Raw genomic sequence first — 22,238 nt, 5'->3', positions numbered from 1 at the left:
AAGTTACTGACCAAATGGTCAGCACCGACAGAAACAAGTTTATCATATTCTTACTTTTTTTTCAATTATTGACCGGTGTAAGTACTGTAACCATTATTATACGTAGATGCACCATTATCACTTGTGTTGCCATAAGTTGACGTTGCACCACCATTTTGACTTTGGTCCTGATAAGTCGAATAATCAGTTGACCCTTCATTATAGGTTCCTTGTTGATTGGTCGTCGTATCCGAAGTGCTCTGGGTGGTAGAATCACTTTGGGTCGTATCATTAGCTGTGTTAGAAGTTTCTGAGCTCTCTGATGTGTCATTTGAAGATTGGACAGAACCCCCACTTGTTGAAACATACTTCCCAGAGTTGCTAGAATCAAGTTTCACCAAAGCTCCTTTGGTATCAATCCCATAAACCACTGCATCTTTTCCTTTTTCAGTCACGGTAGCAGAAGGCATGTAATAAAAAGGTGTTGAACTAGAGCCAAACATGGTCTCGTAAGTAATCAAATTACTTGGTAGAGAGGTAACCGTATCTTCACCAAGCGATTTTTTCATTGCATTTTGCATCGCCAGATAGATATTTGTTGGCATAAATTGGTAGGAACCACCATTGACCATCTCTCCAACACCCTCGTATTGGATAGAGACAATCTTATCAAAACAGCTCTTATAACCTAGCAATGAAGTAATGGTTGCTGTATTGATAGGTATATTTGTCCGAAAGTCTTTCGAAACTTCATTCAAAAACTGTTCATAACGCGTAATGTTGTCAAGCGCAAGAATTTTTTTCATCAGAGCAGCAATGACTTCACGTTGATGAGCCGCCCGTCCATAGTCGCCGTTCGGAAGATGATGACGATCCCGGGTATAAACTAGCGCTTGGTCTCCATTGATATGTTGCTTACCTGGTTCCACAGTAGCGGTGTATTCTGGCTCCGTATCAGAGATGTAGAGGGTTTGTCCTGTCGTGTTATTGATATCAATCCCACCAACATTATCCACCATATTGACCAATCCATCAAAATTGACTGTCGCAAAATTATCAATTTTAATCCCAGTCTGCTCCCCAATCGTGGTCATCGCATAACTTACTGCATTCTTTAGGCCATCGCTGTCAGATCCTGAGTTATAGCCAAGCGGATAGGCCGCATTCATTTTTTCGGTCGAGACAACTTTTCCATTGCTATCTAAAATATTGGTCATGGTATCTCGCTCAAGCGAGACCATCGTGGTCGTATGAGTTTTAGGGTTCAGCGTCATCAAAATTTGAGAATCTGAATTTCCGTTCCATGAGTCTGAGGTGCCTCGTCCAGCACCCCCGGTATCTACACCCATCAAGAGGATAGTCAGCGGTTCTGTTGCCTGTATGGCTTGCTGGGTGTTCTTATCACCAACTTGAGTATAGGTTGTTTTGAAGGCCTTCGTCGTGCTGTTAAGGACAGTCATTGTATAACCTCCCGCAGCAATCGCCGTTACCAAAATGATACTCCCTAACATAAGGAGTGTTTTTATCCATAGCTTCATATTAGCATTATATCAAAATTCTGATTTTTCTCAACAAAAAAACAAAAAAGTGCTTCCTTTTTTATCAAAAAATAACTGACAGAGCGGTCAGTTATTTCGAGCTCAAAACAGCATTATTAAATAAAAAGCACGTATTCACAGACATCTATCAATTCGCCCTGTTCATCACGAGCACCCCATTTGCGGATGCTTTCTAATTGAAAACCAAATTTTTCATAAAGGTGCCTTGCGCCCGCATTGCGTGCCTGCACAGTCAATTCTAAACGTTTAATGATTCCATTTTTCTTGAGCCAGGCCAGTACATGTTCAAAGAGCACCGAAGCCACACCTTGCCCTTGAAAGTTTCCCCCAACTGCCACAAAAAGCTCTCCAATATGTCGAATGCGGTAATGAAAATCAGCACTAACCTGAATCACTCCAGCAATCTCATCATTAATTCGAGCTATAAAATAAACTGTATTTAATGTTTGAGCTTGCTGCACCAAAAAGTGAGCCATTTCTGACTCTGTCATCAAAATTCCTGCTTCATCCATCGTCAAAAAATGACTCTCTTTTCCGACCTGATTTAAAAACGTGATTAAAGCACGACTATCTAAAGGACGTGCAATGCCAACCTCTATCTTGCTCATAATTGACTGATCAACTCCTCATACCTTTTGCCATGCGGGATCAACCGTATAGCTCGCGTTTCCTCATTAACCAGCTCAGGCGCATACTTATCAAAAACGACCTCTAAATAATGCTCTGGCAAGTCAGCTCCTAAAAGCTCTCCCCATTCAATCACTGACACGCCATCTCCAAAAAGATAATCATCCAAATCAAAACTATCTGGATCATCACCTACTCTGTAGACATCCATATGATGTAAAGTCAGTCGCCCTTCTAGACTTCTGACAATCGTGTAAGTAGGACTTTTTACCATTTGGTGAATATCTAAGCCCAATGCCAATCCTTTTGTAAAAGTCGTTTTTCCCGCACCGAGCTCTCCTGTCAGTACAATGACATCCTGAGCTTGCAACAAACGCCCCAATTTTTCTGCAAACTGTAACATTTCTTCTTCGTTATATTTCATGCTTTTATTATAGCACAAGTTCTTTCTTGCCTACAGCTTCATTTACTGCTCCAAGCATTTTACTCTAAAGAGAAAAACCATAATGAAAAAAACCGTAAAATCACGGTTTTATCTTCTTCTACGACTGAAACTTTTTTCTTTTTTATACTTCTTAAGCACTGCATCCGCTTGCATGTTAAGCTGAGAAGTTTCAGAAAGCGGCTGTGTGGCCCCTGTAGTAGATGGCTCTGATTGACCGGAAGTTACTGACGACGCCGTCAGCGAATCCTCCGAACGGTTTTTGACCGCTGTAGAAGCTTTTGCTGGATTTGAACGGTTTTTTTGTTTTCCTTTTGTTGCCCCTTTACCTTTACCCTTTTTTCTAAGGTGGCGCACAAAGGCAGTAACCCCTCCAATGATAGTAAAGGTTGCTGACGTCCCTGTCAGTGTCATTAAAAGAGCATTGGTTCCTTTAGAGTTGTTATTGACTGTTTCATTAATGATTGTTGTTGAATTTTTTGTGCCACTTTCGCTTGAAGAAGCTTTCGTATGTGAAGTTTCAGTATTTCCTACAGCAGGGGCAGTCTGGGTTTGATTTTGTTCAACATTATTCGTATCGTTTTGTGTGGTCGTGCTACTTTTTGTTTCAGTTTGACTATCCGTTTGATTGGTAGCAGCTGTATCTTGTGATGACTCTGAGGTTTGCGTTGCACTACTCTCACTTGTATTTGATGAGCTAGACTCGGCTGACGAAGAACTTGATGCAGCAGTCTGCGACGAACTTTGAGCTGTCGTATCTGCTACTGCTGCTGAAGTTCCTGTCGCTGTCTCGGCATAAGCAGGTCCACTAAAGCCAAGCAATAAAACTGCTCCAACACTATAAATAATTTTCTTCATGTCTAAAATTTTATGATAGTTTCCTTAACCTAACTTAAAACTTTCCTGAAAGAAAGCTAAGCCTGCTTCCAATATTAATTTTTGGTACAATGAAATCATGGAAATCCAAAAACACGTCATCAATGAGACTGCCTGGGTGGAACTCTATCATCAAAACTCCCCCGCTCTTTCTCAAGATAATCCTCTCCCCGCTCTAATCATCTGTCCTGGTGGAAGTTATGAACACATTTCTGAGCGCGAATCAGAGCCTTTAGCTTTTGCCTTCCTTGCTCAAGGCTACCAAGTATTTATTCTCAACTATACCGTGATGAATAAAGGAACTCATCATAACTTCCTCAACCAAAATTTACAAGAAGTGCGTGCTGTTTTTGAACTCATCAACAAACATCATCGTACATGGAACATTGATCCACAAAAGGTTTTTTTACTTGGCTGCTCTGCAGGTGGACATTTAGCCGCCTCATACTGTACGAGTCACCCTTTTTATCAAGCCAAGGGCCTCTTACTTTGCTATCCTGTGACATCATTTTCCTTGGGCTGGCCCAAAGAACATGCACATTTCAATTTTTCCCTAGAGGATTGCTCAATCTATGATAGCAACCTAGCAATCAGCGCACACACGCCTCCTACCTTTATCTGGCACACGGGTAGTGATTTAACCGTCCCTATTGCTAATAGTTTAGTTTTCTGTGAACATTTAGCTAAAGTTCAAGTTCCATTTGAAGCACATTTCTTTGAAAAAGGTCCTCATGGATTGGGGCTTGCCAATCGCGCAACGGCTCCAACTGAACGTCACTTCGTTCCTGATGTGCAACGGTGGTTTCCTTGGGCACTTAACTGGCTAGAACGTCGTTTAAAAAAATAAAAAACACCATCAACCCATGGTGTTTTTTATAGCTTTCAAGCACGTGTCTTTTCCCAAACTGTCTTTAAAAAATCCAAAGTATACGCAGATGTATCAGGAACAACTACAATATCATCTCCTAGGTCTTCCACTCGCCCCACCCCAATAGGTAGAGCTCCTGCCGCCTTAATTGCCTGGATGCCTGCTAGCGAATCTTCAAGTCCAATTGTATCAACGGGATTAACTCCGACCGCTTCAGCAGCCGCTATAAAAATATCAGGCGCTGGCTTTGAAGCAGCTACTGCAGCTGGATCTGCAATTGCATCAAAAGCTGAGGTCAATCCCATTTTTTCTAGGAGAAAAGGCCCATTCTTAGAAGCAGATGCCAGAGCAATTTTTATACCCTCTTCTCTCAGATCAGTCAACAAATTGCTTATCCCAGGGTAAATATCATCTGGCGTCACTTCTTGAATCATTTGCACATAGTTCTCATTTTTTCGAGCAGCTAATGCTTTAAACTCTGTCGCAGAAACATCTTTATTTCCTAGAGCCAAGATTTTTTTAAGGGAATCTTCACGCGATACCCCTTTTAGCTTCTCATTGAAAGCTCGATTGACCCCTTTAATCCCGATTTCTTCGGCTAGTGCCCGCCACGCACGATAGTGGTATTCGGCAGTATCGGTAATTACCCCATCCAAATCAAATAAAACAGCTTTAAACATCTTTTCACCTCTCAGTAGGCGCTTGATTCTTTTTTTGAAAACGCCTTCGTTTTAATCATTTTAGCAAACCTTATCCACTAATGCAAGCGTTTGCGCTATTTTATCTTTTTCCTAATTTTTTTACACTATTTCACTTTTTTGTTGCTTTTTCATTTCAATAAGCGTACAATGTTTTTTATAATCTAATTATTCAGAAAATTGTGAGGTGATTTATGGATTTAACTACTGAAGTACGCCCTGGAGCAAATCGTTATGTCTCAGGGAAGGGAATCTTAAAAGAAATATTACAATATTGATCTAACTATGAAGAAGTTGTTATTGTTACAGGGAAAACCGCTTATCAGGTTTTTTGTGATTACTATGGGAGTGAACTCCCCTTTCCTGTGCACTTCTATGATGGTTCTGCTTCAACTGAAAATGGACTAAATATTGCGCAAAATATACAGAAAGCGCAAGCTGTCCTTGCTATTGGTGGGGGACGCGTAATGGATACTTCTAAAGTCACCGCTCAAGCACTATCAGCAGATCTCATCTTAGTGCCAACACTCATTTCTAATTGCGCCCCTTATACTCCAGTTGGCGCGCTCTATTATAAGGATCTTACCTTTGATAAAGTCGCTTACTTCCCTAAGGCCAGCCTTTTGACATTAGTCGACTTTGAATTCTTACTCTCCACACCTAGACCATATCTTGTGGCGGGTATTGGCGATACGCTTGCCAAATGGTATGAAATAGAAGGTATTGTCCGTCGTTTAGATTGGAGTAGTTTACCTGCTTCTGCCCGTCTTGGTTATGTTGCCGCTAAGGAGATTTACAAGATTTTGTTTGACGATGCACCGAACGCGCTAGAAGCCCTGTCACAAAAGAAAGTTACTCCCGCTTTTGAGCGCATTGCCGATACCATCATTGAACTTTCGGGTACAGTTGGTGGATTTGCAGGGGCGTATGGGCGTATGGCCGGAGCACATGCTTTACACAATGGTCTTTCTCTGCTCACTGAGACACACTGCATCTTACACGGTGCAAAAGTTGCTTATGGGGTGTTAGTTCAACTCGCTTATACTAAAGATTATGATGAAATAACCCATCTTTTGCCTTTTTATAAAGCTTGTGATCTCCCTATTCATTTGTCAGAGCTTGGCCTATCTCATGTTTCGCATCACCTCCTGAAACCCGTGGCTGATTTTGCTGCTTCATCTTCTGAAACTTATAATCTCATTGATCCCCATGTAACAGGAGAAAAAATTCTCGTCGCGCTTGATTCTTTAGAAGCACTTACCGAACAAACAAAACAATAAAAAAAAAAGACCTTGCGGTCTTTTTTTTATATACCAATCTCTTCTTCGACGACGGCGACGATTGTATCTACTACATGATCTACCTCTTCATGAGTAGGTGCTTCAGCCATGACACGCAAGAGTGGTTCAGTTCCTGAAGGACGAACTAAAATACGACCTTTCCCGTTCATCGAAGTTTCCATTTCTGAAATGACTTTTTGAATCGCTGGCACATCCATTGCTGATTTTTTAGCTGCATTATCTTTTACTCGAACATTAACTAATTTTTGTGGATAAATCGTAACTTCGCTTGCTAATTCAGATAACGTCTTGCCCGTTTCACGCATTACTTTCAACAATTGAATGGCTGAGAGTTGCCCATCTCCTGTTGTATTGTAATCAAGGAAAATCATATGACCCGATTGTTCACCACCGAAGTTGTAATCATTTTTCTTCATTTCTTCAACAACATAACGGTCACCAACCGCTGTAATCACTGAATTAATTCCTGCTTCTTCAAGCGCTAAATGGAAACCAAGATTAGACATGACAGTTGTTACTAGTGTATCTTGAGCCAATTTTCCTTGAGACAGAAGATATTTTCCGACAATGTACATAATCTTATCGCCGTCAACAATCTCTCCCTTTTCATCTACTGCTATCAAACGGTCAGCATCGCCATCAAAGGCAAGCCCCAAATCACTTCCAGTTTCCACTACCGTTTGAGCCATTTGTTCTGGATGAGTTGAACCAACTTTAACGTTGATATTCAAACCATCAGGCATTTCACCAATCACCGTTAATTCTGCATTGAGATCTGCAAAAACTGCTCGTGCAGAGGTACAAGCTGCTCCATTGGCTGTATCTAGTACCACCTTATAACCTTGAAAATCACCATCAGCAGTAGTTTTAAGGAAGGCCTGATATTTACGAACTCCTTCAATATAATCATGCAGCATTCCTAATCCTGCAGCTGAAGGGCGAGGCAAAGTATCTTCTTTAGCATCAATCAAAGCTTCAATTTCAAGCTCTTTTTCATCTTCTAATTTATAACCATCACCACCAAAGAACTTAATACCGTTATCTAATGCAGGATTATGACTTGCTGAAATCATAACCCCAGCTGAGGCTCCATCTTTTTTCACCAAATAAGCTACACCTGGAGTTGCAATTACCCCCAAATCATACACTTCAATCCCTACAGAAAGAAGACCTGAGATCAGGCTTGTTGCTAGCATCTGTCCTGAAATCCGAGTGTCGCGTCCAACATAAACTTTAGGCGTTTCTGCTTCATGCTGGCTTAAAACATATCCACCAAAACGTCCCAATTTAAAGGCCATCTCTGGCGTTAATTCAACGTTTGCTTCACCGCGAACACCATCTGTTCCAAAATATTTACCCATTATTATCTCCAATTTTGTTTTGTTTTATTTAGTACTTACTGACAGAGCTGTCAGTGCAGTGTTATTTACTGTCCGATTTTTTTACTGGTGTCAGTGTAACTTGAACTTCGTCAGGATCAATGCTTACCCCTGAGGCAGTCAAAGGAACCTTAATTTTTGTTTGTTTTGTAATTCCTGTCAGGCTAACACTAGCAGTTACACTATCAATTGCTTCAAGACTACTTTGCTCGCCATAGATAGTGACTTCTTTATCAGCAAGTTTTGTCTTCATTTCAGAAAGCGAGCTATCAAGCGTTCCTGTTGTTGTGAGTTTAACAGGAACTTTTTTACTTGGTTTTTTTACTGTTGCTTTGAGGTGGGTTGTGGCTGGTTCAATCTGCGCAGGAACAATCTTACCTTCACTATCCACAGCATGCAATGTTACTGTACCCGCATAATTTTCTGTCAAGTTGACATCACTAGGAAGAGCAGCTTCGATAGCGGCAATATTTTTGATGCTTTCTTCGCCAGCGATCACTTTCACTTTCGTATCTGTCACTTCAAGGTTGTCAATGCTAAATCCAGTAGGAAGTTGTGTGGCTTCAACCTTAGGTTTTACTTCGAATTCATCCGAAACTCTTTTTTCCACCGTAATATTCATTGTTTTGGGGGAAATCGTAGCACTAACACCACCAGGGAGTTGTTCAATCCGCACAGGAACATCGAACTTCCCTGTTTTATATTTGGTCAAATCGATCGTTAAGAAGAAATTACGGGTGTCCGTATTTTCTTCATTATTGATTGTTAAACGATTGTAACCCGACAAATGCACCGTAGCAGTACTGCTATAACCACTTACAAAGTACTTGTCAGAGTTATATTTAATTTCAATGGGAGCATTATTAATCGTTGCAGTATAGACCTCGCCTGATTGATTCGTCCCTTGGTTACGAATGGAAGTAGCATTGGCATTGAAAAACAGGACAATGGCAAAAAAGACAGACGCTAAAATATAAAATACTTTTGAGTTAAAAAATTTATTTGCCATTTTTCTCCTCCTCTGCTTTTTTCCGCTTGTGCCATTTCGAAGGTTTTGTAACTTTTTGCACTTTTGGTGTCAAAAGTGCTGTCAAAATGTCATGGAATTTATCTTTCGAGATGTCCGCGAAAAACTCTCCATTGTGTGCAATCGAAATGCCGCCTGTTTCTTCAGAGACGACTAATATTAACGCATCAGAAACTTCCGATAATCCAATCGCGGCACGGTGCCTTGTCCCAAATTGTTTGGAGATTCCCGATTTTTCAGTAAGGGGCAGATAAGCACTAGTTACCGCAATTTTATTCCCTTGTACGATGACTGCGCCATCATGCAATGGCGTGTTGGGAATGAAAATATTGATAATCAGTTCACTTGAGATATCTGCATCCAAGGGAATACCTGTACTGACAAATTCATTAAGGTTTTGTGCCTGTTCAATGGCAATCAAAGCCCCGATCTTTCGCTCGGACATGTATGCAAAAGATTTTTCATAGGCAGCAATGTGTCCGTCAATACTTCCCTTTTTCGTTGGTGTAAATAAAGTAGTTGTTCGTCCTAAACCTTCCAACGCACGCCTAATTTCGGGTTGGAAAATAATGACTCCAGCGATTACCCCATAAGTAATCACTTGATTAAGGAGCCATTCGACGGTAGTAAGCCCGATAAGTCCAGCAATGATCCGAATAAAAATGAAGATAATTACACCACGAACGAGCGTCACTAACTTTGTCCCTTGCACAAACCGAATCGCATGATAAAGGAAATAGCTGACAATCAAAATATCCAATATTGCAATGACAATTCGTAAAGGAGATTCATTCAATTCAAAAATCTTTTGCCAAAATTCGGGGTTAAAAAATTGATTGAAATCGTTCAAAAAATTCCCCCTCCTTTTCGTATGATTACATTAATTATACCAAAATTTTAAGTGAACTGCTTTGTTCCCGCAAATTCACTTTACTGACAGGACTGTCAGTAGCTTTATGGCCTAAAAAACCTCACCTAAAAAGATGAGGTTTTTCTATGACAACCTTATTATCCCTACTGACGGCATGGTCAGTAAAGATAAGGCGTTTGTCAGTCTTTTCCAGCATTTTTCTTGCTTTCTCGCTCAGCTTTACGTGCAGCCCGACGTGCTTCGCGCTCAGGGTCTATCGCACGTGCTTTACGTTCACGAACTTTTGGTTCAGAAGCGATTTCTACTGTACCGCTCTTTTTGGCCTGAGCTTTCGCTTCACGAGCTAAGAATTTTTCCAAATCTCCTGACCACCGCGCATAGCGCATAAAGCGTTTGCGGGCATCTGCGGCCGCTTTAGCATACAAACTTTCTGCATGTGCTGCATCAACTTTCAATAAATTGGCAAAGCGCGCTTGGCCTAATAAGAAGGGACGAACTTCATCAAAATCTGGTTTTTTAAAATCAAGCGTCATCGGATTTTTTCCAGCCTCTTCCAATGCGGGGTTATAGCGGTAAAGTTGCCAGTAGCCTGAGTTGACTGCTGCTTTTGCTTCTTCGAGTGCGAGCTGCATCCCGCCATATAAACCATGTGAAATACATGGTGTATATGCAATAATGACTGAAGGGCCTTGGTGTTTTTCCGCTTCATCGAAGGCTCGGATGGTTTGCATCATATTTGCTCCAGAAGCGATTTGAGCCACATAGACATTTCCATAAGTCATGAGCATCGCTCCAAGATCCTTCTTCGCCCCGCCTTTACCACCAGCGGCAAATTGAGCAATAGCAGAAGCTGGAGTTGCTTTGGAAACTTGACCACCTGTGTTAGCATAAACTTCATTGTCCATCACTAGGATATTGATGTCCGCTCCAGAAGCAACCACATGATCCAAACCACCAAAGCCAATATCATAAGCCCAACCATCACCACCAAAAATCCATTGAGTTGGCTTAACAAATTGGTCTTTTTGTTGGTAAATTGCTGCTAATTTTGGTGAATTGAAGTGTTCAGAAGCTAACATTGCCTTCATTTTTTCAGCACGTGCCCGTGTTCCTTCTGAGTCGTCTAAATGTGCGACCCAATCCTTGGCTAATTCTTGCAAGGCTGGTGACATCTCTGAATAGGCATTTATCACCTCACGCGCTAATTTTTGACGACGTGTTTGCGAAGCAAGCCACATTCCATAACCATACTCGGCATTGTCTTCAAAAAGTGAGTTCGACCATGCTGGCCCTTGTTCTAACTCATTTGTAGTATAAGGAGTTGCTTGGGTTCCCCCATAAATAGCCGAACATCCTGTTGCGTTAGCAATCATCATCCGATCCCCAAACATTTGGGTCAACAATTTAATGTAGGGTGTTTCACCACAACCTGAACATGCCCCAGAAAATTCAAATAGTGGCTTTTCAAATTGAGTCGCAGCTATTGTCCCTTTTCGCGCAGGATTTTCTTTAGTTTTAAGCGTTTGTGCAAAAGCCCAATTGACAGACTGCTCTTGTTGTGTTTCGTAAGGGACCATCTTAAGTGCTTCACCCTTTTTAGGACAAGCTTCTACGCAAAGCCCACAACCTGTACAATCTTCTACGGAAACTTGAATTCTATATTTGAGTCCATCTTTTCCTTTATAATCCATGACATGGAAGCCCTCTGGAGCTACATTCCATTCGTCTTCATCTGCAAGAAAAGGACGAATAGCTGCATGTGGGCAAACAAAGGAACATTCATTACACTGGATACAAGCTGAAGCATTCCAGAGTGGTACTTCAAGAGCAACTCCTCGTTTTTCTACTGCAGAGGTTCCAAGTGGGCTATCACCAAAAGTCATTCCATTGGCTACCAGATCCTGAACAGTAAGTTCGTCTCCCTCAAAGGCATTTGTTTTATTGACGATCTCAAATACATATTTTTTACGTGCGGTTTCAGTCCCAATATTTTTTGGAGCTACTGATTGACTTTGGGACCAGTCATCAGGGATGACCACTTCATGTAAACCTGTCAAAGCTTCTTGCATTGCCATCAGATTTTTTTCTACGATTGTCGGAGATTTCTTAGCATATTTTTGCGCATCTTTTTTCAAAATCTCATAAGCTTCATCAAAAGGCATCACTGCCGCAAGTTTGAAAAAAGCGACCTGCATGATTGTGTTAATCCGTTGTCCCATTCCAGTATTACGGGCAATCTTAACAGCATCAATTGTGTAAAATTTAATTTGATTTTCAGCAATAAATCTTTTGAGCTCACTTGGTAGGTTTTTAGCAAGCCGTTCATCATCCCAAGAGGTATTGAGTAAAAAGGTACCCCCAGGTTTTAACCCCTTTGTCAGATTATACTTACGAACATAAGTTGGATTATGGCAAGCTACAAAATCAAGGGTGGCAGTCATGTACTCGGATTTGATTGGACTATCGCCAAATCTTAAATGGGAGATTGTCAACCCCCCTGATTTTTTTGAGTCATATTCAAAAGCAGCCTGAACATATTTATCCGTATGATCTCCAATGATCTTTATCGCTGATTTATTAGCACCAACAGTCCCATCAGAACCAAAGCCCCAAAATTTTGCTTGAAAAGTATCCGCTGGGGTCAAATCAATCACTGACGATGCCGTCAGTGATAATTGGGTCACGTCATCCGTAATTCCAAGAGTGAAAATTCTTTTGGGTTCTGCCTGACGCAATTCATTGTAGACCGCAATAAGATGTTCTGGTCGTGTATCTTTTCCACCAATTCCATAACGGCCACCGATGACTTTGATTTGGGAACGTGAATCACTTAATAGTGCCGATTGGACATCCAAAAACAGCGGTTCTCCATTTGAACCGGCCTCTTTTGTCCGATCTAAAACGGCTATGGATTGGACCGTTTTTGGTAATTTTTCAAGAAAATTTTCAACTGGAAAAGGACGGTAGAGATGGATATTCAAAAACCCAACTTTACGTCCTTGAGCGTTGAGATAATCCACAGTTTGCTCAGCTGTACCAGCAACTGACCCCATTGCAACAATAACCTCTGTTGCGTCAGCTGCACCGTAATAATTGACCAAATCATAAGCTGTCCCTCGTAGCTCATTAATCTTACGCATATAGCTTTGGACGATAGCTGGCAATTTTTCGTAATAAGCATTGACAGTCTCACGTTGTTGGAAGTAGAGGTCCGCATTTTGGTTAGTTCCTGATACCGTAGGGTGATCAGGATTCATACCTCTTAAACGAAATTCAGCTAATTTTTCTTCATTAACCAAGGGTGCTAAATCTTGATAATCAATCACGTCAATTTTTTGAATTTCATGTGACGTGCGAAAACCATCAAAGAAATTCAAAAATGGCACGGAACCTTCTATTGTTGCTAAATGAGCCACTGCTGATAAATCCATCACTTCTTGGACAGATGACTCAGCAAGCATCGCAAAACCAGTTGAGCGTGCTGACATCACATCAGATTGATCTCCAAAAATGTTGAGCGCACCTGTAGCAACTGCTCGAGCAGCAACGTGAATTACTGCAGGAAGTAACTCTCCCGCCATCTTATACATGTTAGGGAGCATTAAAAGAAGCCCTTGTGAGGCTGTATAAGTCGTAGCGAGACTTCCCGTTTTAAGAATACCGTGCATGGCACCCGCTGCACCGGCTTCTGATTGCAGCTCTGTTATTTTGACAGGCTGTCCCCAGATATTTTTACGCCCCGCCACCGACCAAGCATCTGTATAATCAGCCATCGGTGAACTTGGAGTAATGGGATAAATTGCGGCAATTTCCGAAAAAGCGTAAGCAATATGTGCTGCCGCCATGTTTCCATCCATTGTTTTTTTCATTTTTAAAACCTTTTTCAGGAGAGCATTTATTCCCTTTTTTTATCAGTAAAGAGCGGTGTCGGTGTTCTTTTCCGTGACCTTTTAGGGTCAAAAAAAGTGAGAGCTTTCCTATCATATATATTTTGACTTCTTTCATTTTAGCATTTTCACTCTAAAATGTTGCACAGTTTCAGTGTCAATTATCTTTGACATGCTAGGTGTTATACTTATCTATCAGCCCTTAGCCTTCTCTTTTTTCAAGAAATTTTTTTAATTCAAAAAATCCTGTCAAAATGACAGGATTTAATAAGAGGAAAATCATACAATTATTCAGTGATTCTTTGCTCAGTTACTGCATCAAAGAAATGTGCCTTATTTAAATTCAATGCCACGGTGATTTTTTCTCCAGGCGCTCGGAAATCACGCGCTTCAACGCGTGAAACGAATTCAGTACGACCAATTTTCAAATAAAGCATCGTTTCAGAACCTAACATTTCTGAAACCACCACTTCGGCTTCCACATTTTGATTAGGATAAGCTTGTTGAGCCAAATTACTTGATTGGATGTCCTCAGGGCGAATTCCTAAGATCACTTCCTTTCCTTCATAACCTTGATCTTTCAGTAACTTAACTTTTCCTTCTGGAAGATCAATATTAAGCCCATCTTTACTTGTCAATTTGCCATTTGTCATTTTGACATCAAAGAAGTTCATCGCAGGGCTACCGATGAAGCCCGCCACAAATTTATTCACTGGTTCATTGTAAAGTTCTTGTGGTGTCCCGATTTGTTCGACACGTCCCACAGTTCCTGTCTTGTCAGCATTGGGTGTAGAAGACATAATAACAATACGATCCGCAAGCGTCATTGCTTCAGTTTGGTCATGTGTCACATAAATTGTAGTTGCCCCAATACGACGGTGAATCTTGGCAATTTCTGTACGCATTGAAACCCGTAATTTAGCATCCAAGTTTGACAAAGGTTCATCCATCAAGAAAACCTTTGCGTCACGTACAATCGCCCGTCCCATTGCAACACGTTGGCGTTGTCCCCCAGAAAGATCCGCAGGTTTACGGTCGAGCATATCGGTCAGTCCCAGAATTGCTGCTGCCTCATTGACACGACGCTTGATATCATCTTTTTTAAACTTACGTAGTTTGAGGCCAAAAGCCATATTATCAAAAACCGTCATATGGGGATAAAGGGCATAGTTTTGAAATACCATTGCAATATCACGATCTTTTGGTGCTACATCATTCATTACCTTATCGTCAATTTTGAGTTCACCGTCGGTAATATCTTCGAGCCCTGCAACCATGCGTAAAGTCGTTGATTTTCCGCAACCAGATGGACCGACAAAAACGATAAATTCTTTATCCTTGATGTCAATATTAAAATCCTCCACAGCGTATTGAGTCGCATTGGGATATTTTTTATAAATTTTCTCTAAACTTAGTGTTGTCATTACTAGCTCCTTGTTCTTTATCGTTAAATCCATTGTATTGCAAACGTTTTCTTTTCGCAATGACCAAGCTGCCTAGTTTTTTTGTACAACCTGCACAAAAAAAGTTACCAACACTGTCTCTTTTAGAGAGCATCGTCAGTAACTTTATATTATTCTTCATTTAGTTTTTTTGTCGCTTCCGCAAATTTTTGTGCCACTGCTTCTAAAGCCAAATCTTCTGCATCTCCAATGTAATGCTCGTCATTGATTTCATCAAGATTGACATACATATCTAAGTGACCCTTGAGGTTATCAAATTTTACAGGAGCAACTCCGCCATATTCCCCATCAAGGTTGAGTAAAATATTTTGACCACCGAGTGGTTCGATTTCAATTTTATTTGTCTTGATATACTCCAGATTAATATCGTCAAGGTGTTTGCCGTTGGCAACAATGGCGAGTAATGCCATTAACTCAAATAAATTGTCCGTTTTCACTAGAATCAGAGTAAATAGCCCATCATCTAGCTTAGCATCTGGTGCAATTTTTTCAAAGCCCCCTACTGAATTAGTGAGTGCTGCAAAAAACATTGAAATATCCCCCTCGAACACCCCGTCATCATAAGTCACCCGAACAGGTGCCTTACGAACACGTGGGAGAAGTTCAGCACCTTTGGCTAAATAGGCCAAATAACCAAAAGCTGTTTTTAATTTGCTAGGTACACTATAAGTGAGTTCAGTTAATCCTCCACCTGCTGCGATATTGATGAAATATTTTTCATGTCCGTCTTCTTCAGTCACGGCATGGCCTACATCAATATTTAAAATTTGGTTTTTACCAATAATTTCAATAGCTTCAAGTGGTTTGCCTCGTGGAATTTTTAAAGCACGTGCAAAATCATTAGTTGTTCCTGTTGGAACGATGGCAAGACGTGGGCGTTTTTTATAAGGTGAAATTCCTGCCACCACTTCGTTTATTGTCCCGTCACCGCCTGCTGCGATAATTAAATCAAATCCTGCTCGTGTTGCACGCGCAGCTTCTTTTTCAGCCGAGTTTTCCTCTGGCGTCGTACGATAAGCACTTGCTTCATACCCATATTCTTCTAGTTTATCCAAAATATCCGCAATGTGCTTTTTAATAATTTCTTGACCTGAAGTTGGATTATAAATCAATCTAGCTTTCATCATTTCCTCCAAAAATTCCATCAAATAAATTACTGACAGCATTGTCAGTAATTTTAAGCCTTTTATTCAGTCTGTCAGCAACTTACAACTTCTATAAGTCAAGCAAATCCTGCTCTGACCAGATTTCGATACCCAATTCTTGAGCCTTCGTTAATTTACTGCCTGCTTCTTCACCAGCTACAACAAGATCTGTTTTTTTAGAAACAGAACCCGATACATTAGCACCAAGGCGTTCCAATTTTTCTTTTGCTTCAGTTCGTTTCAGACTTGTCAATTTTCCGGTAAGGACAACGGTTTTCCCAGATAAGATGCCGTCAGTATTAACTGTACCCAAATAAGCAAAATTGACCCCCGCTTCTTCCAGTTCATCCAGTAAAATCTTTGCTCCATCTGTCTCAAAATAAGTTACCAGCGCCATTGCAATGACGCCACCAAGAGATGGAATCTCAGAAATTTCTTCCTGTGAAGCGTGGGATAATGTTCGCAAATCACCAAAACGTTCTAGTAAGAGTTTGGCTGCTTTGCTACCCACATGTCGAATACCCAAACCAAACAATAGCTTTTCAGCAGAGTTTTGACGACTATCAGAAATTGCAGATACAATTTTTTGCGCTAAGGTTTCCTTCACTTTATCCAGTGTAAGTAAATCCTCTACTGTAAGATGGTACAAATCCGCCACATCCGCTACTAATTTTTTATCAAAAAGTTGTGCAATAACTGATGGTCCTAAGCCTAGTATATTCATGGCTTCACGACTAGCAAAATGTATCAATTTTTCACGCATTTGTGCAGGGCATAGTGGGTTGACACAGCGGAGGGCAACCTCATCTTCAAAATGCAATAAATCTGAGCCACATTCAGGACAATTCGTTGGGATTTCTAAGGGTTTTAGCCCCTTTGGTCGCTGATCCAAGAGGACTTTGCCGACCTTTGGTATAATGTCACCTGCTTTATAAATCAACACGTGATCCCCAATCCGTATGTCTTTTTCTCGAATGTAATCCACATTGTGTAAAGTCGCACGCGATACCGTAGTTTGAGCTAATAAAACAGGTGTCATATTCGCCGTTGGAGTAACGACCCCCGTCCGGCCAACAGTCCAATCTACCGATAAGAGTTCTGTCTCTGCCTCTTCGGCTGGAAATTTATAAGCAATCGCCCACCGCGGAGCTTTCACAGTAAAACCAAGTTCTTCTTGAGCCGCAAGATCATTAACTTTAATGACTACCCCATCAATGTCATAAGGCAAGGTTTCACGCAAGCGTGTTGCCTCTTCAATAAACTGCCAAATCTCTTCCATATTTCGAGCAAATTGGCGCTCTGGATTAACCTGAAAACCGAGTGCTTCAAAATACTCTAAGACTTCTTCTTGAGTATCATTAGTTGCAGGGCTTGCTTCTTGATAAAGAAAGGTAGCTAAACCACGCTTGGCTACAACTTTTGTATCAAGCTGACGCAGAGTTCCAGCAGCCGCATTTCGTGGATTAGCAAAAGGAGCTGCCCCTTCAAGTTCACGCTCTGCATTAAGTTTGGCAAAATTTTGGCGCGGTAAATACGCTTCACCACGCACCACGATATCAATAGGTTCAGTCAACTTTAAAGGAACATCTTTGATTCGTTTGACGTTTTCTGTGATATTTTCGCCAATCGTTCCGTCACCTCGTGTCGCCGCTGTAACTAAAATACCATTCTCATAATATAAAGAAAGAGATAAACCATCTATTTTGAGCTCACAGATGTATTCAGGATGGTCAAGTTCCTTACGCACTCGTGCTTCCCAAACCGCCAACTCTTCCCGCGAAAAAACATCTCCTAAACTGTATAAGTTGTAAGGATGACGAAATTTCTCAAAACCTGATAGGACTACTCCACCAGTTCGGTGGGTTGGAGAATCTGTTCTTACAAACTGAGGATTCTCCTCCTCTAACTTCACAAGCTCCTGATAGAGCCGATCATACTCGCTGTCCTCAACGGAAGGTGTATCTAGCGTATAATATTCATAAGCATATTGGTTCAGTAACTCAGTTAGCTCATTAATTTTTGACTCGATATTCATAGTACTATTTTAACATAAAAAGAAGACCCCAAGGGTCTACGGAGCTATCCAAAATAGTAAATTTATCCTTTATAGAAGTTAGTTTTAAAACTTTTTTGAAAGTTATACTACTTAAAAACAAAATAAAAAACGCTCCTAGGAACGTTCTATTCGAAAAATATTAAGGCGGCGATCGGATTTGAACCGACGATTAAGCTTTTGCAGAGCCATGTGTTACCACTTCACTACGCCGCCACAACATTAACTATTATAGCGGAAAAATAAATTTATAGCAAGCACAAACTCATCCTCTCAGAACTTACGCCTATCTCACTTTTGAGGCAATTTATTGCCCATTAGACTTTCTTCTTCGTTTCAAGACACTACTGATCTGCTTTTGTTCTGCAAGAGTTTTTTCTGAGTCAGTAGGAGAACCTTCCTTTATTAACTCTAAAGCACTTTGAGCTTTTTCTTTACTTAAGATACTGTACCCCATTTCTTGGCGTGCATCAAGGATTAAAAAATCTCCCACTAGCGCCAGATCTCCACTTTCTCCTCCAAAATCTAAAACATTTTTATTCCATTCGTTCCACGAAATAACATTGGATTGAAATGCTTCTTTTACCCACACTTCCTGCACAGGGCGGTGCGTAATTTCCCAAACCTCAACAATCTGCCCTTTGTATTTTGCCAGCATAGAGCCCCTTTCTCACACATAGCATCTTCAGTAAACTTATTTTAGCAAATTGAAATGTTTTTTCAAAATCTTTGTTACCTCGCATCAAATAAAATTATCATATCTGTAACTTTAGTTACAAATAAATATCGAAAAATCAAGTATTTTGTAGTCTATAACTTATCTCAAAAGCCTCTTTATATCTTTATAATACAATTAAAAAGCTAATAAAATACACTCACTGTAAACACTCTCAATATATTACACTTCAGCAAAAATAAAAAGACACTTTCGTGTCTTTGTTTAGAGCTCTTCTCCATTAGAATTAATCACTTTTTGATACCATTCAAAGGAGTCTTTTTTCGAACGGTCTAAGCTCCCTTTTCCCTCATTATCTTTATCCACATAAATAAAGCCATAACGTTTTTTCATCTCGCCAGTCCCTGCTGACACTAAATCAATGAAACCCCAAGGCGTGTAGCCCATAAGATCCACCCCATCGTATTCGACAGCTTCCTTCATCGCTTGGATATGCGCCTTAAGATAGTCCACACGGTAGGGATCGTGAATACGCCCGTCTTCCTCTACTTTATCGACTGCTCCAAAACCATTTTCCACGATAAAGAGTGGTTTTTCATAACGTTCATTAAACCAGTTTAAAGCATACCGTAACCCCAAGGGATCAATCTGCCAACCCCATTCAGAAGCCTTGACAAACTCATTTTTCACGAGGTCTTTATCTTCATCATAATCAAAGGTAGGTACTTTTCCATGGTCTTTAATGGCAAAACTCATGTAGTAAGAAAATCCAATATAATCCACTTTACCTTTCGACAACAGCTCCTTATCTTCTTTCGTGATATCAAGGTCAAAGCCTTTACGCTCAAAGTAGGCTGTCAGATAGCTTGGATAGTGACCACGAACATGCACATCCGCAAACCAATAGCGACGTTGCATTGCCACAGTAGATGCCATCATATCTTCTGGTTTACAAGTAGCTGGATAAATCGGACACATGGCAATCATACAACCAATTTGGAAATCTGGATTAATTTTATGCCCAATTTCGACGACTTTAGCTGAGGCAACCAACTCATAGTGAGCCGCTTGATACATGATGACTTCCCGTTCTTCATCACTAGCTCCTTCTGGAAATTTCAATCCTGAGTTGGTAAAGGGCGCAAAATCGCGCATAAAGTTTGCTTGGTTATTAATTTCATTGAAAGTCATCCAGTATTTGACCTTATTTTTATAACGTTCCATGACTACTTCGGCGAAATGAACAAAAAAATCAATCAACTTACGATTTCGAAAGCCCCCATATTCAGTCACTAAGTGATAGGGAAGCTCAAAGTGAGAAAGGGTAATTACAGGTTCAATCCCATGTTTTAAACATTCATCAAATAAATCATCATAAAATTGCAACCCTTCTTCATTAGGTTCTGCTTCATCTCCATTGGGGAAAATCCGTGTCCAAGCAATCGAAGTACGAAAGCAATTCAAGCCCAGTTCGGCAAATAACGCGACATCTTCTTTGTAGCGGTGATAAAAATCGATAGCTTCATGGTTAGGATAGTTTTCTCCTGGTAGTACGCCGTCTGTAATTCGGCGCTCTACACCGTTACGGCCGGCAGTCATTACATCTGCAACTGAGGGCCCTTTTCCTCCAGCATTCCATCCTCCTTCAAGTTGATGTGCAGCTACAGCGCCACCCCATAGAAAGTCTTTTCGTAAAGTCATATAATCTCCTTGTAATTTTTAGAATTTTTAATTTTCAACATTTTAATAAGATAAGCTCAAGTCATCCTTGAGCTTATCACGCTTAAATTTAGTATTTTCTTATTTAGTAGCTTCGATTTCGGCTTCTGTTTCAGCTTCTTCTTTAAGCAAGATTTTATCGTAGGCACGAGCGAATGGCCAGTAGAGAACGACCGTCATTAACAACATGAGAATTTGCCAAACCATCCCTTGCCAGCCACCGACCAAGAGACCGGATAGAATTGCTGGCGTTGTCCACGGAATAACCGCACCGTTAAACGGTGGAATGATACCGAGCCAAATGACTAAGTAAGTCAAGATACCAGAAATCAATGGTGCAAGAATGAATGGAATACCAAGCACTGGGTTCAATACAATAGGTAAACCAAAGAGGATAGGTTCATTGATGTTAAAGATTGCAGGACCAATTTCCATACGACCCAAAGTTTTACCTTGAACGGATTTAGCACCGATCAAGAGGAAGATAACCAAACCAATAGTCAAACCAGAACCAGTAACTGTCAAGTATTGGTCCATGAAGGATTGTGTAACGATGTGAGCTCCATGAGCCAGGTCAAGATGTCCAGCTTTGTTCAAAGCGGCATTGTCAGCTGCATTGGCTTGAAGCAAAGGTCCCATGATACCACCGATGATTGTTGCACCGTGTACACCGAACCACCAGATGAATACGGGCATAAAGGCAATAACGAAGACACCGACAGGGCCGTCTGTAACGTGTTGCAATGGGGTTTGAATCCATTTATAAACGAGTTCGACGAAAGTGGTGTTGAAACCAATGGTTGTAATCCCGTGCACCACACCAGCTAATGTGATGATGACACCTGCAGGAACAAGGGCTGTGAATGATGCGGCAACGTTTGCTGGCACTTGTTCAGGCATCTTGATGGTAATATTACGACGCATAAAGCCTGTGTAAATCCAACCGACTAGAAGCCCAACGATGATGGAGAGCACCATCCCTTTACCACCGAGCCATGCACGGTCGATGACCCCACCAACTTGATAGGCTGTAGAAACTTTTGTGGGGTCAGTAACACTAGTTACTTGATGAACAGTGTCAGGTTGTAACAAAATATGGACAATAATACCAGTTAAACCTGCAGGAACACCTTCATAACCTGCATCACGAACCCACGCATAAGCAATACCGAAAACAGCAAGCAAAGCCATGATCCCAAATGACGCATTGTTAATTTGTAAGAAGAGTGGTCCCAATTTGATTTTGTTCATGAAATCTTGCCCTGCTTGGAATGGCAGCTGGCCAAGAATCAAGAACACTGATCCAATAATAATGAATGGGATGGGATAAATCATACCATTTTTGATTGCCGTAACTGCACGGGTATTCAAAAATTTCATCATTGGAGGCATGATTTTGTTTTGAATAAAATTGTTCATATCTGAACAGTCTCCTTTTCTATTTAGGCGCTCCTCGACATCAAACACTTGTTACTTAAGGCGCCCCCTTATTTTTACACTCTCATTATAGCACCTCACCCCCAAATAAGAAAGCGCTATCTTTTATATTTAGAGCTGTTCTTTAAAATAGGTACAGTACCTCTTTTGGTACAGAATGTACCATTATTGTCATTTAAAAAGCCTGATTTTACAGGCTTTTTCTTTTTTATATTAATATTGAAATCTTTT

The 22,238-nt window shown here is 40.7% G+C and carries 17 protein-coding genes, 1 tRNA gene and 1 pseudogene; 2 read left to right on the top strand and 17 right to left on the bottom strand.

What is annotated here, in order from left to right; translation table 11 throughout:
- Positions 1–65 precede the first annotated feature (65 nt).
- From JW886_RS03070 to JW886_RS03055, 4 genes are all read right to left on the bottom strand, one after another.
- Positions 66–1,517 (bottom strand): LCP family protein, encoded by a 1,452-nt coding sequence (locus JW886_RS03070; RefSeq protein WP_200407096.1) that lies wholly within the window; start codon positions 1,515–1,517, stop codon positions 66–68.
- Positions 1,518–1,633: 116 nt separating this feature from the next.
- Complete coding sequence (locus JW886_RS03065) at positions 1,634–2,149, bottom strand: GNAT family N-acetyltransferase (RefSeq protein ID WP_205872477.1); 516 nt, start codon at positions 2,147–2,149, stop codon at positions 1,634–1,636.
- Positions 2,143–2,589 carry a tRNA (adenosine(37)-N6)-threonylcarbamoyltransferase complex ATPase subunit type 1 TsaE gene (gene tsaE / locus JW886_RS03060; protein WP_200407095.1) on the bottom strand — a complete coding sequence of 149 codons (447 nt, stop codon included), beginning with the start codon at positions 2,587–2,589 and terminating at the stop codon, positions 2,143–2,145. Before tsaE ends, JW886_RS03065 begins: the two co-directional genes overlap by 7 nt.
- A gap of 108 nt (positions 2,590–2,697) precedes the next feature.
- Positions 2,698–3,465, bottom strand: coding sequence for a hypothetical protein (locus JW886_RS03055; protein WP_075524762.1), 768 nt, complete (start codon positions 3,463–3,465; stop codon positions 2,698–2,700).
- Positions 3,466–3,562: 97 nt separating this feature from the next.
- Between JW886_RS03055 and JW886_RS03050 the strand changes: the two genes are divergently transcribed.
- The gene (locus JW886_RS03050) at positions 3,563–4,330 is read left to right on the top strand and encodes an alpha/beta hydrolase (protein WP_205872286.1); all 768 of its coding nucleotides are present in this window, start codon (positions 3,563–3,565) and stop codon (positions 4,328–4,330) included.
- A gap of 35 nt (positions 4,331–4,365) precedes the next feature.
- Here the strand turns inward: JW886_RS03050 and pgmB are convergent, their stop codons facing one another.
- The gene (gene pgmB, locus JW886_RS03045; RefSeq protein WP_205872285.1) at positions 4,366–5,031 is read right to left on the bottom strand and encodes a beta-phosphoglucomutase; all 666 of its coding nucleotides are present in this window, start codon (positions 5,029–5,031) and stop codon (positions 4,366–4,368) included.
- A 212-nt stretch (positions 5,032–5,243) separates the two neighbouring features.
- Here pgmB and JW886_RS03040 point away from each other — a divergent pair.
- A pseudogene (locus JW886_RS03040) lies at positions 5,244–6,329 on the top strand (iron-containing alcohol dehydrogenase family protein).
- 26 nt (positions 6,330–6,355) lie between these two features.
- On the opposite strand, the gene glmM reads toward JW886_RS03040, so the two are convergent.
- From glmM to JW886_RS02980, 12 genes are all read right to left on the bottom strand, one after another.
- Positions 6,356–7,711: a phosphoglucosamine mutase gene (gene glmM, locus JW886_RS03035; RefSeq protein WP_205872284.1), complete on the bottom strand. Its 1,356-nt coding sequence runs from the start codon at positions 7,709–7,711 to the stop codon at positions 6,356–6,358.
- 61 nt (positions 7,712–7,772) lie between these two features.
- The gene (locus JW886_RS03030) at positions 7,773–8,738 is read right to left on the bottom strand and encodes a CdaR family protein (protein ID WP_205872283.1); all 966 of its coding nucleotides are present in this window, start codon (positions 8,736–8,738) and stop codon (positions 7,773–7,775) included.
- Positions 8,728–9,606: a diadenylate cyclase CdaA gene (gene cdaA, locus JW886_RS03025; protein ID WP_075524768.1), complete on the bottom strand. Its 879-nt coding sequence runs from the start codon at positions 9,604–9,606 to the stop codon at positions 8,728–8,730. Before cdaA ends, JW886_RS03030 begins: the two co-directional genes overlap by 11 nt.
- A gap of 200 nt (positions 9,607–9,806) precedes the next feature.
- Positions 9,807–13,496 carry a pyruvate:ferredoxin (flavodoxin) oxidoreductase gene (gene nifJ / locus JW886_RS03020; protein WP_205872282.1) on the bottom strand — a complete coding sequence of 1,230 codons (3,690 nt, stop codon included), beginning with the start codon at positions 13,494–13,496 and terminating at the stop codon, positions 9,807–9,809.
- A gap of 305 nt (positions 13,497–13,801) precedes the next feature.
- Positions 13,802–14,938 carry an ABC transporter ATP-binding protein gene (locus JW886_RS03015; protein WP_075524770.1) on the bottom strand — a complete coding sequence of 379 codons (1,137 nt, stop codon included), beginning with the start codon at positions 14,936–14,938 and terminating at the stop codon, positions 13,802–13,804.
- Positions 14,907–15,098 carry a hypothetical protein gene (locus tag JW886_RS03010; protein WP_205872281.1) on the bottom strand — a complete coding sequence of 64 codons (192 nt, stop codon included), beginning with the start codon at positions 15,096–15,098 and terminating at the stop codon, positions 14,907–14,909. The genes JW886_RS03015 and JW886_RS03010 overlap by 32 nt, the downstream gene beginning before the upstream one ends.
- On the bottom strand, positions 15,088–16,104 hold the full coding sequence (locus JW886_RS03005) for a diacylglycerol kinase family lipid kinase (protein ID WP_205872280.1): 1,017 nt from the start codon (positions 16,102–16,104) through the stop codon (positions 15,088–15,090). Before JW886_RS03005 ends, JW886_RS03010 begins: the two co-directional genes overlap by 11 nt.
- An 88-nt stretch (positions 16,105–16,192) precedes the next feature.
- Complete coding sequence (gene ligA, locus JW886_RS03000) at positions 16,193–18,157, bottom strand: NAD-dependent DNA ligase LigA (protein WP_205872279.1); 1,965 nt, start codon at positions 18,155–18,157, stop codon at positions 16,193–16,195.
- A gap of 163 nt (positions 18,158–18,320) precedes the next feature.
- Positions 18,321–18,391: transfer RNA gene (locus tag JW886_RS02995), tRNA-Cys, on the bottom strand.
- 91 nt (positions 18,392–18,482) lie between these two features.
- Complete coding sequence (locus JW886_RS09850) at positions 18,483–18,833, bottom strand: hypothetical protein (RefSeq protein ID WP_241003791.1); 351 nt, start codon at positions 18,831–18,833, stop codon at positions 18,483–18,485.
- Positions 18,834–19,115: 282 nt separating this feature from the next.
- Positions 19,116–20,552, bottom strand: a complete 1,437-nt coding sequence (locus JW886_RS02985) for a 6-phospho-beta-glucosidase (RefSeq protein ID WP_205872278.1) — start codon at positions 20,550–20,552, stop codon at positions 19,116–19,118.
- A 99-nt stretch (positions 20,553–20,651) separates the two neighbouring features.
- Positions 20,652–21,989: a PTS sugar transporter subunit IIC gene (locus JW886_RS02980; protein ID WP_075524775.1), complete on the bottom strand. Its 1,338-nt coding sequence runs from the start codon at positions 21,987–21,989 to the stop codon at positions 20,652–20,654.
- Between the last annotated feature and the right edge of the window lie 249 nt (positions 21,990–22,238).

This window comes from Lactococcus taiwanensis (assembly GCF_017068355.1).
GTDB classification, from domain to species: domain Bacteria; phylum Bacillota; class Bacilli; order Lactobacillales; family Streptococcaceae; genus Lactococcus; species Lactococcus taiwanensis.
Note: the sequence above shows the minus strand (reverse complement) of the source record. Positions and strands in the feature narration are given on the sequence as shown.

Coding starts and splice junctions, on each gene's coding strand:
- JW886_RS03070 (WP_200407096.1), bottom strand. CDS start 1,517: ATGAAGCTATGGATAAAAACACTCCTTATGTTAGGGAGTATCATTTTG.
- tsaE (WP_200407095.1), bottom strand. CDS start 2,589: ATGAAATATAACGAAGAAGAAATGTTACAGTTTGCAGAAAAATTGGGG.
- JW886_RS03055 (WP_075524762.1), bottom strand. CDS start 3,465: ATGAAGAAAATTATTTATAGTGTTGGAGCAGTTTTATTGCTTGGCTTT.
- JW886_RS03050 (WP_205872286.1), top strand. CDS start 3,563: ATGGAAATCCAAAAACACGTCATCAATGAGACTGCCTGGGTGGAACTC.
- pgmB (WP_205872285.1), bottom strand. CDS start 5,031: ATGTTTAAAGCTGTTTTATTTGATTTGGATGGGGTAATTACCGATACT.
- glmM (WP_205872284.1), bottom strand. CDS start 7,711: ATGGGTAAATATTTTGGAACAGATGGTGTTCGCGGTGAAGCAAACGTT.
- JW886_RS03030 (WP_205872283.1), bottom strand. CDS start 8,738: ATGGCAAATAAATTTTTTAACTCAAAAGTATTTTATATTTTAGCGTCT.
- nifJ (WP_205872282.1), bottom strand. CDS start 13,496: ATGAAAAAAACAATGGATGGAAACATGGCGGCAGCACATATTGCTTAC.
- JW886_RS03015 (WP_075524770.1), bottom strand. CDS start 14,938: ATGACAACACTAAGTTTAGAGAAAATTTATAAAAAATATCCCAATGCG.
- JW886_RS03010 (WP_205872281.1), bottom strand. CDS start 15,098: ATGAAGAATAATATAAAGTTACTGACGATGCTCTCTAAAAGAGACAGT.
- JW886_RS03005 (WP_205872280.1), bottom strand. CDS start 16,104: ATGATGAAAGCTAGATTGATTTATAATCCAACTTCAGGTCAAGAAATT.
- ligA (WP_205872279.1), bottom strand. CDS start 18,157: ATGAATATCGAGTCAAAAATTAATGAGCTAACTGAGTTACTGAACCAA.
- JW886_RS09850 (WP_241003791.1), bottom strand. CDS start 18,833: ATGCTGGCAAAATACAAAGGGCAGATTGTTGAGGTTTGGGAAATTACG.
- JW886_RS02985 (WP_205872278.1), bottom strand. CDS start 20,552: ATGACTTTACGAAAAGACTTTCTATGGGGTGGCGCTGTAGCTGCACAT.
- JW886_RS02980 (WP_075524775.1), bottom strand. CDS start 21,989: ATGAACAATTTTATTCAAAACAAAATCATGCCTCCAATGATGAAATTT.